This is a genomic window from Pseudoflavonifractor sp. An44, assembly GCF_002161675.1.
Lineage (GTDB): Bacteria > Bacillota > Clostridia > Oscillospirales > Oscillospiraceae > Enterenecus > Enterenecus faecium.
On record NZ_NFIH01000026.1, the window covers coordinates 1 to 17167 of the forward strand.

The following is a 17167-nucleotide window of genomic DNA, read 5'->3' on the forward strand; positions in this document are numbered from 1 at the left end:
CTTGCCCCTCCCGAATCCCCCAGGGCAATACAAGGGAACCAACGGGCCGGGCAAGCCACGGCCCTTACCGCAGCGCAACAGGATGGTGCAGCAAAACCCCCGGCGGCGGGAACGCCGCTGTACCAGGGCAGGCCCGGAGATGGAAAGCACCCAGCCATAGGGCCAGCTGCCCAGGGTAACCTGGTGTGGTGGCAGTACCAGGAGCCACAGCAAGGGTGACGGGCCGAATTTAGGCTTGACGCAGGTCCAGCCTCGTACCCAAGGGAGGTCCTTAGGGGGGAACGCCCTAAGCGGGTTTTGGTACCTTTTGCCCGGTCAAAAGGTACCCCCAGCGGGAAGCGTCCCCGCCAGGCTGGCAAGCCGAAACCATGTGTGGTTAGAAGAACACCACATCGTCTACCTGACGGCAGACCGCTTCCCCCTGCACAGGGGTGGGCCTGGCAGAGACATGCCACCAGGCCGGAGGGCTGGAATAGAGAACCCATAGAACGAACAAACAACGGATGCAGGTTTAACTCTGCATCCGTGGTATTTTTCCTCCCGGCCCCATTGACACCCATACTTGAATGTGCTAATATATGAGCAGATGTTCATATGTTGTTTGAAAGGAGGAGCAGACATGGACCAGGATGAGAAGAAACTGGCGGCGGAGAACTGCTGCCACGGCCACAACATGGAACAGGTGGAGGAGATGATGCCCACCGACGAGTGTTTGTACGACGTGGCGGAGCTGTTCAAGCTCTTTGGCGACTCCACCCGCATGAAGATTTTGTACGCCCTCTTTGAGTCGGAGCTGTGCGTGTGCCACATGGCCCAGTTGCTGGGGCTGACCCAGTCGGCGGTATCCCACCAGCTGCGCATCCTCAAGGGCGGACGGCTGGTGAAGCCCCGCCGGGAGGGAAAAACGGTGTATTACTCCTTGGCCGATGACCACGTGCGCAAGATCATCGCCCAGGGCATGGAACATATTATGGAACAACAGGGGGTAATGGTATGAAAAAGGTATTCAAACTGGAGGAGCTGGACTGCGCCAACTGCGCCCGCAAGATGGAAGAGGCCATCGGAAAACTGCCCGGGGTACACAGTGCCTCCATCAGCTTCATGACCCAGAAGCTGACCCTGGAGGCGGAGGACGGCCGCTTTGATGAGATTGTGACGGAGGCCCAGAAGTGCATCTCCCGGGTGGAGCGTCACTGCCGTATCGTCAAGTGAGGATGTGAACAGCCATGACCAGACGGCATAAACAGACCTTGGCCCGCATCCTCGTGGCGGGCGTGCTACTCATTGCGGCGGTGCTCACCCCCCAGGCGTGGGGGCTGTGGCGGCTGCCCATCTTCCTCATCCCCTATTTTGTGGTGGGATGGGATGTGCTGTGGGAAGCAGTGTGCAACATCGCCCACGGCGAGATTTTTGACGAAAACTTCCTCATGTGCGTGGCCACCCTGGGCGCTCTGGTACTGGGTGAGTACACCGAGGCGGTGGGGGTCATGCTCTTCTACCAGGTGGGCGAGCTGTTCCAGAGCCTGGCGGTGAGCAAGTCCCGCCGCTCCATTGCCCAGCTCATGGACATCCGCCCGGATAGCGCCCATGTGCTGCGGGGCGGAAAGGAAGTCACCGTGGACCCGGACGAGGTGCAGGTGGGGGAGACCCTGGTGGTGCGCCCCGGCGAGCGCATCGCCCTGGACGGTGTGGTGGTGGAGGGTTCCTCCTCCCTGGACACTGCCGCCCTCACCGGCGAGTCCATGCCCCGGGACGTGGAGGAGGGCCAGGAGGTAAGCTCTGGCTGTGTCAACCTCACAGGCCTTTTGCACATTGAGGTCAGCCGTCCCTTTGGCCAGTCTACCGTGGCCCGAATTTTGGAGTTGGTGGAGAATGCCGCCGCCAAAAAGGCCAAGGCGGAGCACTTTATTACCCGTTTTGCCCGCTGGTATACCCCGGTGGTGGTGCTGGGCGCTGCGGCTCTGGCCATTGTAGGCGGCCTGGTTACCGGACACTGGGGGGAATGGGTGCGCCGCGCTCTCATCTTCCTGGTCATCTCCTGCCCCTGCGCCCTGGTCATCTCCATCCCCATGGCTTTCTTCGGTGGTATTGGCGGGGCCTCCCGGCAGGGCGTGCTGGTGAAAGGCGGCAACTATCTGGAGCTGCTGGCCAAGACCCGCACGGTGGTCTTTGACAAGACCGGAACCCTCACTCAGGGGAAATTTGCCCTCTCCGGGCTGTATCCGGTCCGGGACGAGGAAGAGGAGCCCCTGCTGCGGTGGGCGGCTCTGGCGGAGAGCCATTCCAACCACCCCATTGCCCAGTCTCTGCGCCGTGCCTGGCAGGGAGACGTGAAGGACCACACCGTCACCGACGTGGAGGAGATTCCCGGCCGGGGCGTCTGCGCCACGGTAGACGGGGTGGAGGTGCTGGCGGGTAATGCGGTCTTCCTCTCTCAGCATGGATATACCCCCGCCCAGGATGTCCCCGCCGGGACGGTGGTGCACGTGGCGGCCCAGGGCCGATATCTGGGCTTTGCTCTCATTGCCGACCAGGTGAAGGACCACGCCGCTGAAACCATCGCCCAGCTCAAGGCCCAGGGCGTGCGTACCGTGATGCTCACCGGGGACAGCCGGGAGGTGGGCGAGCAGATGGCCCAACGGCTGGGGCTGGACCAGGTCCACGCCCAGCTGCTGCCCCAGGACAAGGTGGACCAGCTGGAACAGCTGCTGGATCAAAAGCCGGAGGGTACCGCTCTGGCCTACGTGGGCGACGGAGTCAACGACGCCCCGGTGCTGTCCCGGGCGGACGTGGGTGTGGCCATGGGCGGCATGGGCTCGGATGCCGCCATTGAGGCCGCCGACGTGGTGCTCATGGACGACGACCCCGCCAAGCTGCTCACTGCCATGTCCATTGCCCGCAAGTGCCGGGCCATTGTCATTGAGAACATCGTCTTTGCCCTGGGGGTGAAGGGGCTGTTTTTGGCCATGGGTGCCTTCGGCGTGGCCACCATGTGGGAAGCGGTGTTTGCCGACGTAGGGGTGGCGGTGATCGCCATTTTGAACGCCAGCCGGATGCTGTATCATAAAAAGTCTATATAAAAAGAGACCCGCTTTCAGCGATGAAGAGCTGAAAGCGGGTTTTTCCTCATTTCAGGCTTGCCGGCCGGGGGACGCGCTCCGCTGGGCCCCATTTCTCCCCGTGGAGAAATGGGGGAAAGAATCGCCTAGGGGTTGTACCCCTAGGTACCCCCTGAGGTCTCCTTACATGGCGCTGGAGTATCCCACACCGACGCTGAGGTATTGGGAATTGGCCGTCCTCCTTGCGCCGCTGTCGCTGACATCTTCTGCGTAGAACTATGGTGCTTCTTTGGTAACAGCGTCTGAATTGGGTGCAGGCGGGCATATACCACCTACGGCAGGCCCTGTCCTTCTGGGGCAAGTGCTTCCCACACTAGAACATGCAGCGGTAGCGGATATAGCGGCACAGAGTATCGGCTTATCTCTGGGCCGGTTTGGAGTGCTCCGACAGCTTAGGGCTGCTGACCCAAGGGAGGTCCTTAGGGGGGAACGCCCTAAGTGGCTTTTCGTCCATTTTGGCCAGTCAAAATGGACCCCAGCGGAGCGTTTTCTTTTTCGTACACTCCGCACATTGCAATTCCCAGTAAGAAGGTGTACAATACCGCAGTTAGCATGATAAGAGAACGAGGTGAGCGAGTATGGTTCAAGAAGAGAAGCAGAACCTCTCTTTACAACAGCTGGAGCCGGGTCAATCCGGTATCATCCGGGCCATCAACAACCCCCGGGGCCCGGTGAAGCGTCGGCTGGTAGATATGGGGCTGACTCCCGGCACCAAAGTGACGGTGCGGAAGATTGCCCCCTTTGGCGACCCCATCGAGGTCAATCTCCGGGGGTATGAGCTGTCTTTGCGCAAGGAGGATGCCTGCAACATCCTTCTGTGTGCCCCTGGGGAGGAGCCCCACGGCACTCGTCCTGAGCACACCGCCCCTGACCAGGAGACGGTGCGGCGGATGACCCAGGCCCACGAGCACCATCAGCGGGAGCACGGGGGCAGCAAGCAGGACAACCACGACGTGCGGGAGATGAAAATTGCCCTGGTAGGCAACCCCAACTGCGGCAAAACCACCCTCTTCAATGCCCTCACCGGGTCCAACCAGTATGTGGGCAACTGGCCTGGCGTGACGGTGGAGAAGAAGGAGGGCGTGGCCCATGTGGATGGCCGGGACGTGACCATTGTGGACCTGCCCGGCATCTACTCCCTCTCCCCCTACTCCATGGAGGAGATTGTGGCCCGAGACTTTGTGGTGGGGGAGCACCCCGACGCCATCATCAACATTGTGGATGCCACCAATTTGGAGCGCAACCTGTACCTCACCGCCCAGCTTCTGGAGCTGGAGCGGCCCATGGTCATTGCCCTGAACTTCATGGACGAGGTGGAAAAGCGGGGAGATAAGCTGGACCTGGTGCGGATTTCCCGGGCCCTGGGTGTCCCTGTCATCCCCATCACCGCCCGCACGGGCCAGAACATCCAGAAGCTGCTGGAGGAGGCCCACCACCAGATGCACACCGGCTTCACCGTGGAGCCGGACGACCTGTACGACGACTTTACCCACTACATCCACCACCAGGTGGACGCCCTCATCCACGACCGGGCCTACGCCGTGGGCATCCCCGCCCACTGGGCCTCCATCAAGCTCATTGAGGGGGATGAACTGGTGGAGAAGGCCTTGGGGCTGGACGAGGCCACCCGCTGGAAGGTGGACCGGGTAGCTCAGAGCTATGAACAGGCCTATCCCCTGGGTGACCGGGAGACCCTCATTGCCGACGCCCGCTACCGCTTCATTCAGCGGGTGGTGAAGGTGGGAGTGCAGCGGGGCCAGCCCCTGGGCACCATGACCCTCTCGGACAAGATTGACGCCATTGTCACCCACCGCTTCCTGGCGGTCCCCGTGTTTTTGGTGATGATGTTGGCCCTGTTCGGCATCATCTTCGGCCCCGGCCAGATTCTGGCCGACGGGGTGGACTATTTCTTCAACGACTGGCTGGCTGGCGTGGTCAGCGGCGTTTTGGACCAGGCGGGCACCGCCCCCTGGGTGTCCTCTCTGCTGGTGGACGGCGTGCTGTCCGGCGTGGGCGGCGTGCTGGTGTTCCTGCCCCAGATCGCCCTGCTGTTCCTGTTTTTGTCCTTCCTGGAGGACTCCGGGTACATGGCCCGGGCCGCCTTTATCATGGACCGGGTGCTGCGCCGCTTTGGCCTGTCCGGTAAGGCCTTCATCCCCATGCTCATGGGCTTTGGCTGTACCGTCCCCGCCATCATGGGGGCGCGGACCATGGAAAATGAGAAGGACCGCCGTATGACCATGATGCTGGTGCCCTTTATGTCCTGTTCCGCCCGCCTGCCGGTGTACGGCCTGATGACCGCCGCCTTCTTCCCCAAGCATGCGGGTCTGGTGATCTTCTCCCTGTATGTGCTGGGCCTGCTGTGCGCCATTGTGTCCGGCATCATCCTGCGCCACACCATGTTCCGGGGCGAGCCCGCCGCCTTTGTGCTGGAGCTGCCCCCCTACCGCCTGCCCACCGTCCGAAACTGTCTAACCCATGTGTGGGAGCGGGTGCGGGGCTTCCTGGTGAAGGCGGGTACCCTGATTCTGGCCATGAGCGTGGTGCTGTGGTTCCTCCAGAGTTTCGGCGTCACCTCCCACGGGCTTATGATGGTGGAGGATACTGGCCACTCCATTCTGGGTACCATCGGGTCCCTGCTGGCCCCCGTGTTTGGGCCTCTGGGCTTTGGCACCTGGCAGGCCGCTGTGGCCATCCTCACCGGCCTGGTGGCCAAGGAGGCGGTGGTGTCCACCCTGTGCCTGCTCTACGGTGTGTCCACTCTGGACGCCGGGGCCACGGTGGCCACCGCTCTGTCCGGCACCTTCCACACCCCTGTAGCCGCCTACGCCTTCCTGGTGTTCATCCTGCTGTATGTGCCCTGTGTGGCGGCCGTGTCCACCATGGTGCGGGAGATGGGCAGCTTGAAGTGGACCGCTCGCTCCATCCTCTGGCAGCTGGCGGCGGCCTGGCTGGTGTCGTTTGTGGTGTTCCAGGTGGGAATGCTGCTGTTTTAAGGAGTTTTCTATGAAATATGTGATTTATGCCCTGGTGGCGGCCCTGGCGGTGTGGGCGGTGTGGTATGTCGTGCGCACCATCCGCCGCCAGCTCCGTGGCCAGTGCAGCGGCTGCTCGGGAGATTGCTCCCGCTGCGGCAAGAAATAGCGGACACGGGCGCACCCTATTAGCGGTGCGCCCGTGTTTTTTCACAAAAATGCACCCTGTGAATCTGTGTGGGCTGACAAAAGTCTGCGGATTCGAGGATTCTTTCTTGACAAACCCATGTCAGTGCGCTATTCTGTCCCTGGACAATTTCAAAGGGACTTGTGACTGGTCAAGCAGGCAAGATCAAACCGATGCAGTGGGAAACCATATCCGTATATGGCAAATGGCACTGTAGGTTTGGTCTTTTTATTTTTTCTCAGAGGAGGTGAGTACATGGAAAACATTCCACCGGAAAACCAAAAGCCTGGCGCATACCGCATTGTCCGAGCCATCGGCAACAATTTTGTGTGCGCCAAAGACAGCAGCGGCCACGAGGTGGTGCTGCGTGGACCCGGCATCGGCTTTAAAAAAGCCCCAGGGGACGTGGTGGCCCCGTCCCGGGTGGAGAAGGTGTACGCCCTGCAAGACCACAGTCAATCCCAGCGCCTGACCCAGCTGATGGTGGAGCTGCCTCCGGAGTACCTGGAGGTGAGCACCCAGATCATTGAGAGCGCCGAGCGTCTGTTGGGTCGGCACCTGTCGGGGAATGTGTACATCACCCTCACCGACCATATTTCCTTTGCCCTTCAGCGGCACAAAAACGGGGTGTATTACCCCAATCAGCTGCTGTGGGAGATCAAAACCTTCTACGCCCAGGAGTACGAGGTGGGTCAGATGGCCCTGGAGATCATCGAGAGCGCCTTGGGGGTGCAGCTGCCCGAGGACGAGGCGGGCTTCATCGCCCTGCACATCGTCAACGCCCAACTGGACGGGCGCATGTCGGACATGGTGCGCATCACCGAGCTGGTGCGTGAGATCATGGCGGAGGTGGCGGAGTTCTACGGGGCCGCCCCCTGTCAGCAGGGGCTGGACTATGAGCGGCTTATCACCCACCTGAAATTTTTGGGCCAGCGGTTGGCCCGGCCCAGGCCCCAGGCCCGGGAGGATGCCGCCTTCCAGGGGATGATCCGAGAGCACTATCCCCAGGCCTTCGCCTGCGCCCTGCGGGTGAAGGAGCGGCTGAAACGGGTTTTTGACCTGGATCTGCCCGGCGAGGAACTCACCTTTCTGACCGTTCATTTACAACGCTTGGCCCTGGCCATGGGACAAGCAAAGGAGGAGAATTTCTGATGAAAGACAAAGTATTCGGCGTATTGCAGCGGGTGGGCCGCTCCTTTATGCTGCCCATCGCCATTCTGCCCGTAGCGGGCCTGTTTTTGGGCATCGGCGGGTCCTTTACCAACACCACCATGCTGGAGACCTACGGCCTCATGGGCATCATGGGCCCCGGCACCTTCATCTATGCCATCTTGCAGGTGCTCAACGCCGCCGGTTCGGTGGTCTTTGATAACCTGCCCCTGATCTTCGCCATGGGCGTGGCCATCGGCATGGCCAAGCAGGAGAAGGAAGTGGCGGCCCTGTCGGCGGCCATCGCCTTCTTCGTGATGCACGCCACCATAGGGGCCATGATCAACGCCTTCGGCGCCCCCGACCTGTCCGGCGCCACCACTACTGTGGTGGGCCTGAACTCCCTGCAAATGGGCGTGTTCGGCGGCATTATGGTGGGCCTGGGTGTGGCAGCCCTGCACAATCGGTTCTATAAGATTCAATTGCCCCAGGTGCTCTCCTTCTTCAGCGGCACCCGGTTCGTCCCCATCATCTCCGCCGCCACCTACCTGGTGGTGGGCATCGCCATGTACTACATCTGGCCCACCATCCAGACTGGCATCAATCACCTGGGCGGCTTTGTGCTGGCCAGCGGCTACGCCGGTACCTGGCTGTACGGCTTCATTGAGCGTGCCCTCATCCCCTTCGGCCTGCACCACGTGTTCTACATCCCCTTCTGGCAGACCGCTGTGGGCGGCACCGCCACCGTGGCCGGACACCTGGTGGAGGGCGCTCAGAACATCTTCTTTGCCGAGCTGGCCACCCCCGGCATTGAGCACTTCTCCGTGGCTGCTACCCGCTTCATGAGCGGTAAGTTCCCCCTGATGATTTTCGGCCTGCCTGGTGCTGCTCTGGCCATGTACCGCTGCGCCCGGCCGGAAAACCGCAAGGTGGTGGGCGGCCTGCTGCTCTCCGCCGCTCTTACCTCCATGATTACCGGTATCACTGAGCCCCTGGAGTTCACCTTCCTCTTTGTGGCTCCCGCCATGTACATCGTCCACTGCGTGTTTGCCGGTGCTGCCTATATGCTCATGCACATCTTCAACGTGGGCGTGGGTATGACCTTCTCCGGCGGCCTCATCGACCTGACCCTCTTCGGCATCATGCAGGGTAACGCCAAGACCAGCTGGATTTGGGTGGTCATCGTGGGCGCGGTCTACTTCGTGCTCTACTTCCTGGTGTTCTCCTTTATGATCCGCAAGTTCAACTACATGACCCCTGGCCGTGAGGAGAACGCCGGCGAGATCAAGCTGTACACCCGCCAGGACGTGGACGCCCAGAAGAAGGGCGCAGAGGGTGCCAAGGGCGGCAACAGCGACGACGCCCTCAGCGCCGAGATCGTCCGTGGTCTGGGCGGCAAGGACAACATCTCCGACGTGGACTGCTGCATCACCCGTCTGCGCTGCACCGTCAAGGACGGCGCCAAGGTGGACCAGGCGGTGCTGAAAGCCACCGGAGCCTCCGGTGTCATCGTGGCCGGTAAGGGCGTCCAGATCGTGTACGGTCCCCGGGTGTCCGTCATCCGCTCCAACGTGGAGAGCTACCTGGCCAACTACCAGGAGCCTGCCGCTGTGGAGGCCAAGACCCAGGCTGCTCCCGCTGTGAAGGGCGGCATGGTGGCCAGCCCCTTCACTGGCAAGGTCATCCCCGTCTCTGAAGTGGGCGACGGTGTGTTCTCCGAGAAGATGGTGGGCGATGGCTTCGCCGTGGAGCCCGACGACGACAAGGTGTATTCCCCCGTGGACGGCGAAGTGACCATGGTGTTTGACACCAAGCACGCCTTCACCATCCAGACCGACGGCGGCCTGGAAGTGCTGGTACACATGGGCATTGACACGGTGCAGCTCCAGGGCAAGCCCTTCATGCTCACCATTCGCCAGGGCGACAAGGTACGTTGCGGCGACCTCATCGGCACCATGGACCGCAAGGCCATCCAGGACGCTGGCTACCGTACCATCACCCCCGTGGTGGTGGGCAACGTGGACGACTTCGACACCTGCCAGCTGGTGACCCAGGGCCAGGTGGAGCACGGCACCGACGTGCTGGACGTGCACTAAAACCCCATAGAGATATCCGAACAGGAGCGCCGCAGCTGCGGCGCTCCTTTTGCTATGCTTCACGGCCTGAAAAATTGACCTCTTCCCGGCCTTCTCTCCGCCTTGCCAGCCTGGCGGGGACGCTCCCCGCTGGGGGTGACTTTTGCCCGGTCAAAAGTCACCAAAACCCGCCTAGGGCGTTCCCCCTAGGTACCCCCCTTGGGTACGAGGCCGGGAATGCGTCAAGTCTGGATTCGGCCCGTCACCCTTGCTGTGGCTCCTGGTACTGCCACCACACCAGGCCACCTTGGGTAGCTGGCCCTATGGCCAGGCGGTTTTCACCTCCGGGCCTGCCCTGGAGAAGCGGCGTTCCCGCCGCCGGGAGCCAGGTCGCTGTGGTAGGGGAGGGGCTTGCCCCTCCCGAATCCATCAGGGCAATGCCAGGAAAGCAGCGGGCTGGGCAAGCCTGAATCGGGGAACTACAAAGGCGAAATTTCCGTACGTTGCAAACACACCCCTGTGCTGACAGAGTAAAATGAGGTATAATCAGGATAGATAAACCGAAAGTTGTCAGGATTACTGGAAAAGGAGGAAAAAGAATGGGATATCCAGAGGATGGAGTTGTTCAGACGTGGTTGGATGCGTTGCAGGGATTAAATGTCCGGGTCAAAAAGATGTTTGGGTGCTACTGCCTGTACTGCGACAATCAGCCGGTGGGATGGCTGCATGAGGGCGTTTTGTCCCTGCGGGAAGTGGGGCTGACGTATTTGCCCGACCATTTGAAACGGCCGTCCCCGGGGGATTCGATTCAGGAAATTCCCATCCCTCTGGATGACTGCCATTGCCTATGGCTGCCGCAGGCAGTGCAAGACACCGCCGACCGACGCAAGGAGCAGGGAAAGGGACCCCATGAGAGAAAATCAAGGGGGTAAAAAGGCTGTTGTATGAAAAAAGACGGTGCAGACCCATGGGGACTGCACCGTCTTTCCTTGTTTGTGAGGGAATGGAAACGGAAGGACTAATCCTCGTTATCCAGGATAGACAGAATCATTTCCTTTTGGTTAGGGGGCAGCGTCTCCGCAATCTCCCGGGCGCGCTGCTCCAGAGCTGGGGCCTGGTGCGCCTGATTCTCGAATAAAGGGCAGAGTTTGGAGAGTAGGGCACAGGTGAAAGCGATGCCCCAAGGTTCCTGTTCAGATTCATAGAGAGGGAGGGCTTGGAATAGGAGTGTCAGTGCTTGAGCGTAATCATTAGAATCCAGATAAAGAAAAGCTCTGCTTAGGAGTGTGTTTGCGATGCCCAGATTGTCCTGCTCCTGACGATACAAAGTTTCGGCCTGGGCATAAAGGTCCAGGGCTTGTTGGAGCTGCCCGGTGCGGGATAGGAGGTCGGCCCGGCTTTGGAGGGTGTTGGCGAGGCCCAGGTTGTCCTGCTCCTGGCGAAAGAGGGATTCGGCCTGGGCATAGAGGTTCAGGGCCTGGGGGAGCTGCCCGGTGAGGGATAGGAGGTCGGCCCGGCTTTTGAGGGTGTTTGCGAGGCCCAGGTTGGACTGCTCCTGGCGAAAGAGGGATTCGGCCTGGGCATAGAGGTCCAGGGCTTGTTGGAGCTGCCCGGTGCGGCTTAGGAGGTCGGCCCGGCTTCTAAGTGTGTTAGCGAGGCCCAGGTTATTCTGCTCCTGGCGATACAAGGATTCGGCCTGGGCATAGAGGTCCAGGGCTTGTTGGGGCAGCCCGGTGCGGGATAGGAGGTCGGCTAGAAGTATTGAAATTAGAGCCTCCAGAGGACAATTTTTCTGCTGCTGGGAAAAGGGAAGCAGCTTTTTTAAGAGGTCCAATCCCTGTAGAGTGGAAAATTGAAAGTAATTGCGTATTTTTTGTGTGAGAAAAGCGGTGGCAGGATATAGACGTTCTTGCCACTTTGGTGCCAGCATCCGCTCCAGCAGGTGGAACAGCTGGGGCAGGTGTTCTACCACATAGGTGTGGGATATCTGATAGTTGCTGTGATGAAAATTGTTGGTTTGTTCCAAAATGGGAGCGTAATAACTGCACCACTGGAGTATGCAAGATATTACTTCATCCGCTTCTGCCAGCAGGAAGTATCCCTCTTTCACGGGCTGGAGCATCACCAGGGCGGACCCAGTGTCGTTCCAGTCCACCAGACAGGCATCACAGAGCTGATCGATGCTGCATTGCCACTGTTGCCGCTTTTGCTCATCCTCTGCCAGCTCCATGAGCTGGGGGTAGTCCAGGGGACCGTAGTACAGGGCGATGAGCCCCCACAGGTGAATGGCCTGGGTGGAAGGGCTCAGGGCGTCCCAGACGGCTTGCAGGGCAGTGTCCAGGCTGGTGTGTCGGGAATTGGAGGTCTTCTGCTGGGCGTGGGTCCACCGCTCCAATACATTGTCCCAGCTGGGGGCATGGGCGGCCAGAGTGGCGGTGAGGAGGATGGACAGGGGATGGCCGTCCAACTGCTGGAGGAGGGTCTCAAAGGCCTGCCCCTCCAGGGGCAAGTGGCCTTTTTTCTCGTGATAGACGGCTTGAAAGAGTTCTCGGTCTTTGCCGTCCTTGCGATTTAACGATTCCAACGGGAGAACGTTCTGGGAGACATCATAGGAGGTGGGGGCCACCTGGCTGGAGAGCAGCACCGGGAGGTCCATCTGGCACAGTCGGGCCAGAAATTCCAGCACCTTGAGCCGTTCATCCTGCTCAGTAGCATGCCACACATCCTCGAAGTTGTCCAAGTAGAGGACGGCATTGGAGCGGGTGGACATCCCATCTAGGAGATAGTCCAGATAACCGGGAAGATCGCTGGCCTTGTCATCCGGGAGGGTGGGGATGCCCGCCCTCTGGGCGATGGTCTGACACAGTAGAGCGGGGGACTGAATCCCGGCGGCTGGGACATAGAGAATGTTGTGGCCCTCTCCTTCCAGTCGGCGCAGCACGGCATGGCACACCTCGGTCTTGCCCTGCCCACCCACGCCTGTGACAAAGACGGGGGCGGAGTGGTTGGTGCAATGCTCGTAGAGGGTCTGGATGAAGACATCCCGGCCCACCAGGGTGCGGCGGAGCGCAGGGATGGGAGAACGCTTCTTGGGCGTGGGGGCCTCAGGGGGGAGCAGGGCCTGGAGCAACCAGTCCAGAGCCTCATATTGACCGCAGGGATACCAGATGCACTGGATGTGGTGTTTGGACATAAATTGTCGGCGTTGGCGGTAGACCTCGTTTTCTGCGCCGTCGGCGTTGACCAGTAGGGGCTCCCAGGGGTTGGCTTTGTTTTCCGTTTCCTTGGGCAACTCCACCAGGGCGAAATAAGAGCGGTGTTCACAGCAGGCGTTCAGCACCTGTACCACCCGGTCCGTGTCCAGAGAACAGCCCAGAAAGAGGACGGGCCTGGAGCGGAAGATGGAGGACAGGGTTTCCGACAACGGGGTGGGCTCCTGGGAGCAGGGATAGACGGTGTCATAGGCCTCTTTGGTAAAGACCATGTGCTCCCGGTCTGACACACTGCCGTGGAGCTTGAACAGGATGGGGGCAGCCGTCTGGAGAGCCCGGTCAGCCTGGGGTAGGTGGTATTTGGTGTGCGGGCAGAGCACCTCTAAGCGGTGCCCATAGATTTCCTCCAGGCACAAGTCCACATTGGTGGTCATCATGGGGCCGTTGAAAATCCGGGGAATGGCCTTCCGGGCCGGGGTCAGCTTTTCCATGGCGTCCGGCACGGTGTGGGGGCCAAAGGTTTGACATAGTTCTTCCCGAAATTCAAACTCCCCCATTTCGGCGCAGAGGGTGGAGGCGGCCTCTTCAAATTGCCCGGCATTCAGCTGGTCTTCCAGCTGGGTCTGACAGTTGGGGAAGGGTTCTGCCATCTTCTCAAGAAGGGAAGGCCAGACGGGATAGACATATCCAGTGAACCCAGCCCCGAACAAGGGAATGAGATTGTTTTTGGACAGCTGTTCCTGAATACCCTGGAACGCCCGCTTATTTTGCTTATAAAGACGCTTTAAAGTTTGGAATTCGCCTTTGTAGTTGGCGCCCATCAAGTCCTCAAATGCCACAGTGCCACCTCCTGGCGATGTTTTTGGAATTATGTTCTATGATAGCACATGGTGGGGGATCTTTCCAGGGGAGGGATAAAAAATACCGCACGGAGATGTTTCGGCCATCTCGGTGCGGTATTTTGCAATTTCATTAGAAATCCAGCAGCACCCGCTCAATGCCCGCCACGGCTTCTTCCACCAGGGCATCAATGTCCAGGTTCTGCTCGGCCTCCACCAGCTCCTCCACTTTCGGCTTGGTGCGGGGGTGCTTGGGGGTGAACACGGTGCAGCAGTCCTCATAGGGGAGGATGGAGGTCTCAAAGGTGCCAATTTTGCGGGAAATGCGCACGATCTCCTCCTTATCCATACCCACCACCGGGCGCAGCACGGGCACGGTGCACACGGCGTTGGTGCAGGCCATGGCCTCCAGGGTCTGGCTGGCCACCTGGCCCACGGACTCACCGGTCACCAGGGCCTGGATGCCGTTTTTCTCCGCCACCCGGCAGGCAATGCGCATCATGAACCGGCGCATGAGGATGGTGAACAGGTTCTCAGGGCAGGAGCGGCGCAGCTCCTCCTGAATCTTGGTAAACGGCACCACATGCACGCAGGTCTTGCCGGTGTAGGGCACCAGCAGCCGGGCCAGGTCCAGCACCTTTTCCTTGGCCTCGGGGGAGGTGTAGGGGTAGGAGTAGAAGTGGATCATGTCCACAATGACGCCCCGCTTGGCGATCATCCAGGAGGCCACGGGGGAGTCGATGCCGCCGGAGAGGAGGGACAGGGCACGGCCACCCACGCCGATGGGCAGACCGCCGGCACCCTCGGTGGGGTTGGCGTGGACAAAGGCGTCAAAGTCCCGCACCTCCACGTGGACGGTGAACTGGGGGTGGTGCATGTCGGCGATCAGGTGGGGGTAGGCATCGTGGAGCTCGCCGCCCACGTACTGGGACAGCTGGATGGAGGTCATGGGGAAGGTCTTGTCCGCCCGCTTGGTCTCCACCTTGAAGGAGCGGGCCATGGCCAGCTGGTCCCCCAGATACTCCTTGACGCACTCCAGAATGGCGTCCTTGTCCTTGGCGCAGGCCCGGGCCCGGCACAGGCCCGCCACGCCAAACAGCTTGCCCATGGCCTCCCAGGCCCCTTCAAAGTCGCAGAACTCGTCCTGGGGCTCAATGTAGGTGGTGGACTGGCGGGTGTACACCTTGAAGGAGCCGTACTTTTTCAGCCGCCGCTTGGCGTTGCCCATGAGCTTCTCCTCAAAGGCCCGGCGGTTGAGGCCCTTGAGTACCATTTCGCCCTGCTTGAGCAGGATAATTTCTTTCATATTGTTACCTCCAATGAGTGGTGATGTTAGTGAGACAGGGCTTCCAGGGTCTGCTGGAAGGCCTCCAAAGTGGCGGTCAAATCCTCCCCGCTGTGGGCGTCCGAGAGGAACATAGCCTCGAACTGGGCGGGGGCCAGGTAGATGCCCCGCTGGAGCATTTCGCTGAAGTAGCGGGCGTACATCCCCACGTCACTGCCCTTGGCGTCCACAAAGGTGGACACCTCGGTGGGGGTGAAGAAGGGGGAGAGGAGGGAGCCCACCTGGTTGATGGCCACGGGCACCTGAGACTTCTCACACAGCTTGCCCATGTCCTGGGCCAGCGAGGCTCCCATGTCGTTGATGTGGGTGTACACCTGGGGATGGTCGTGGAGATAGCGCAGCTGGGCCAGACCGGCGGCCATGGCCACGGGGTTGCCGCTGAGGGTGCCCGCCTGGTAGACGGGGCCGCAGGGGGCCACGTGCTCCATGAGGGCCCGGCTGCCGCCGTAGGCGCCCACGGGCATGCCGCCGCCGATGATTTTGCCGTAGGTGACCAGGTCGGCCTTCACCCCGAAATACTCCTGGGCGCCGCCGGGGGCCAGACGAAACCCGGTGATGACCTCGTCGAAGATGAGCAGGGTGCCGTGCTGGTCGCACAGCTCCCGCAGCCCCTGCAAGAAGCCGGGGGCGGGGCCCACCACCCCCATGTTGGCGGCCACCGGCTCCACGATGACGGCGGCCACTTCGCCCCGGTTGGCCTCCAGAAGGGCCTGGACGCTGGCAAGGTCGTTAAATTGGGCGGTGAGGGTGTCACGGGCGGCCCCCACGGGCACGCCGGAGGAGGAGGGGTGGCCGCCCGCCAGAGCGGAGGACCCGGCGTTGACCAGCATACAGTCGCTGTGGCCGTGGTAGCAGCCCTCAAACTTGATGAGCTTGTCCCGGCCCGTGGCCCCACGGGCCAGACGCAGGGCAGACATCACCGCCTCGGTGCCGGAGTTGACCATGCGCACCATCTCCAGCCCGGGCACCATCTCCACCATCAACTGGGCGATCTCCACCTCCCGGGGGGTGGGGGCGCCGAAGCTCAGGCCGTCCACCACGGCCTTCTCCACCGCCTCCCGGATGACGGGATGGTTGTGGCCCAAAATCATGGGGCCCCAGGAACACACGTAGTCAATGTAGCGGCGGCCCTCCACGTCATAGATATAGCTGCCCTCCGCTTTCTGGATAAACCGGGGGGTGAGCCCCACGGAGCGGTAGGCCCGCACGGGGCTGTTGACGCCGCCGGGGAGCACCTGACAGGCGGCGGCAAAGAGTTCTTCCGAATTGTGGAGATTCATCCGATGTCCCCCCGTTTCATGGCGTCTGCCAGTTCCTTGGCGGAGTAGGTGATGAGCATGTTTGCCCCGGCCCGATAGATGGACAGGGCCACCTCACACATCATTTTATATTCGTCCACCAGTCCGGCGGCCGCAGCGGCTTTGATCATGGCGTATTCACCGGAGACGGAGTAGGCGCACATGGGCAGGTCAAAGGCGTTCTTGCACCGATACAGCACATCCAGATAGCTCAGAGCGGGCTTGACCATGAGGATGTCCGCCCCTTCTTCCACGTCCAGGGCGCACTCCCGCAGAGCCTCCCGGGCGTTGTGGGGGTCCATTTGGTAGCCCTTGCGGTCGCCAAAGGAGGGGGCGGAGCCAGCGGCATCCCGGAAGGGGCCGTAGAAGGAAGAGGCGTACTTGGCGGAATAGGCCATGATGGGCAGGTTGACAAACCCAGCTTCATCCAGGGCCTTCCGCATGGCCCCAATGCGGCCGTCCATCATGTCGGAGGGGGCCACCATGTCCACCCCGGCCCGGGCATAGGACAGGGTGATGTCCACCAGCCGGGGGAGGGTGGCGTCGTTGTCCACGTGCTCCCCGCAGAGGATGCCACAGTGCCCGTGGCTGGTGTACTCGCACATGCACACGTCGGCGATGACGTAGAAGTGGGGGTACGTTTCCTTGATGGTGCGGATGGCCTGCTGCACCACCCCGTTGTCGTCCCAGGCGGAGGAGCCGATCTCATCCTTGTGGGCGGGGAGGCCGAAGAGGATGCACTTGGTCACGCCGTGGGCCAGGCACTCCTCCACCGCCTGACACACGCTGTCCAGGCCGTAGTGGAACTGTCCAGGCAGGGAGGGGATGGGGCGGGTGCCCTGGAGGGTTTCATCCACAAAAATGGGGTAGATGAGGCTGTCGGGGGACAGCCGGGTCTCCCGGCACAGGCTGCGCACCTCGGGACAGGTGCGCAGGCGGCGGGGTCTATGAGTGAGTTCCATTGGGAA

Annotated in this window: 12 protein-coding genes; 8 read left to right on the top strand and 4 right to left on the bottom strand. The window is 61.2% G+C overall.

Features of this window, described 5'->3' with window-relative positions; all coding sequences use genetic code 11:
* Positions 1-619 precede the first annotated feature (619 nt).
* The 8 genes from B5F98_RS10725 (at position 620) to B5F98_RS10755 (ending at position 10437) form a co-directional block, all read left to right on the top strand.
* Complete coding sequence (locus B5F98_RS10725) at positions 620-997, top strand: metalloregulator ArsR/SmtB family transcription factor (protein ID WP_087372439.1); 378 nt, start codon at positions 620-622, stop codon at positions 995-997.
* Positions 994-1212 (top strand): heavy metal-associated domain-containing protein, encoded by a 219-nt coding sequence (locus tag B5F98_RS10730; RefSeq protein ID WP_087233992.1) that lies wholly within the window; start codon positions 994-996, stop codon positions 1210-1212. The genes B5F98_RS10725 and B5F98_RS10730 overlap by 4 nt, the downstream gene beginning before the upstream one ends.
* 14 nt (positions 1213-1226) lie before the next feature.
* Entirely contained in the window at positions 1227-3080 is a 1854-nt protein-coding gene (locus B5F98_RS10735) for a heavy metal translocating P-type ATPase (RefSeq protein WP_087372441.1), read from the top strand.
* Positions 3081-3697: 617 nt separating this feature from the next.
* Positions 3698-6115 carry a ferrous iron transport protein B gene (gene feoB / locus B5F98_RS10740; RefSeq protein ID WP_087372444.1) on the top strand — a complete coding sequence of 806 codons (2418 nt, stop codon included), beginning with the start codon at positions 3698-3700 and terminating at the stop codon, positions 6113-6115.
* Positions 6116-6125: 10 nt separating this feature from the next.
* Positions 6126-6263 carry a FeoB-associated Cys-rich membrane protein gene (locus B5F98_RS12810; protein ID WP_143482377.1) on the top strand — a complete coding sequence of 46 codons (138 nt, stop codon included), beginning with the start codon at positions 6126-6128 and terminating at the stop codon, positions 6261-6263.
* 273 nt (positions 6264-6536) lie between these two features.
* On the top strand, positions 6537-7433 hold the full coding sequence (locus B5F98_RS10745) for a PRD domain-containing protein (RefSeq protein WP_087372446.1): 897 nt from the start codon (positions 6537-6539) through the stop codon (positions 7431-7433).
* Positions 7433-9526, top strand: a complete 2094-nt coding sequence (locus B5F98_RS10750) for a PTS transporter subunit IIABC (protein WP_087372449.1) — start codon at positions 7433-7435, stop codon at positions 9524-9526. Before B5F98_RS10745 ends, B5F98_RS10750 begins: the two co-directional genes overlap by 1 nt.
* A gap of 578 nt (positions 9527-10104) precedes the next feature.
* Positions 10105-10437, top strand: coding sequence for a hypothetical protein (locus tag B5F98_RS10755; protein WP_087234002.1), 333 nt, complete (start codon positions 10105-10107; stop codon positions 10435-10437).
* Positions 10438-10523: 86 nt separating this feature from the next.
* Here B5F98_RS10755 and B5F98_RS10760 read toward each other — a convergent pair whose 3' ends face one another.
* From B5F98_RS10760 to hemB, 4 genes are all read right to left on the bottom strand, one after another.
* Complete coding sequence (locus B5F98_RS10760; RefSeq protein WP_087372453.1) at positions 10524-13556, bottom strand: tetratricopeptide repeat protein; 3033 nt, start codon at positions 13554-13556, stop codon at positions 10524-10526.
* Positions 13557-13689: 133 nt separating this feature from the next.
* A complete protein-coding gene (thiI, locus tag B5F98_RS10765) occupies positions 13690-14862 on the bottom strand; it encodes a tRNA uracil 4-sulfurtransferase ThiI (protein ID WP_087372458.1) in 1173 nt (390 codons plus the stop codon).
* 26 nt (positions 14863-14888) lie between these two features.
* Positions 14889-16181 (bottom strand): glutamate-1-semialdehyde 2,1-aminomutase, encoded by a 1293-nt coding sequence (gene hemL / locus B5F98_RS10770; RefSeq protein WP_087372461.1) that lies wholly within the window; start codon positions 16179-16181, stop codon positions 14889-14891.
* Positions 16178-17161 carry a porphobilinogen synthase gene (gene hemB / locus B5F98_RS10775; protein WP_087372464.1) on the bottom strand — a complete coding sequence of 328 codons (984 nt, stop codon included), beginning with the start codon at positions 17159-17161 and terminating at the stop codon, positions 16178-16180. The genes hemL and hemB overlap by 4 nt, the downstream gene beginning before the upstream one ends.
* Positions 17162-17167: the final 6 nt, after the last annotated feature.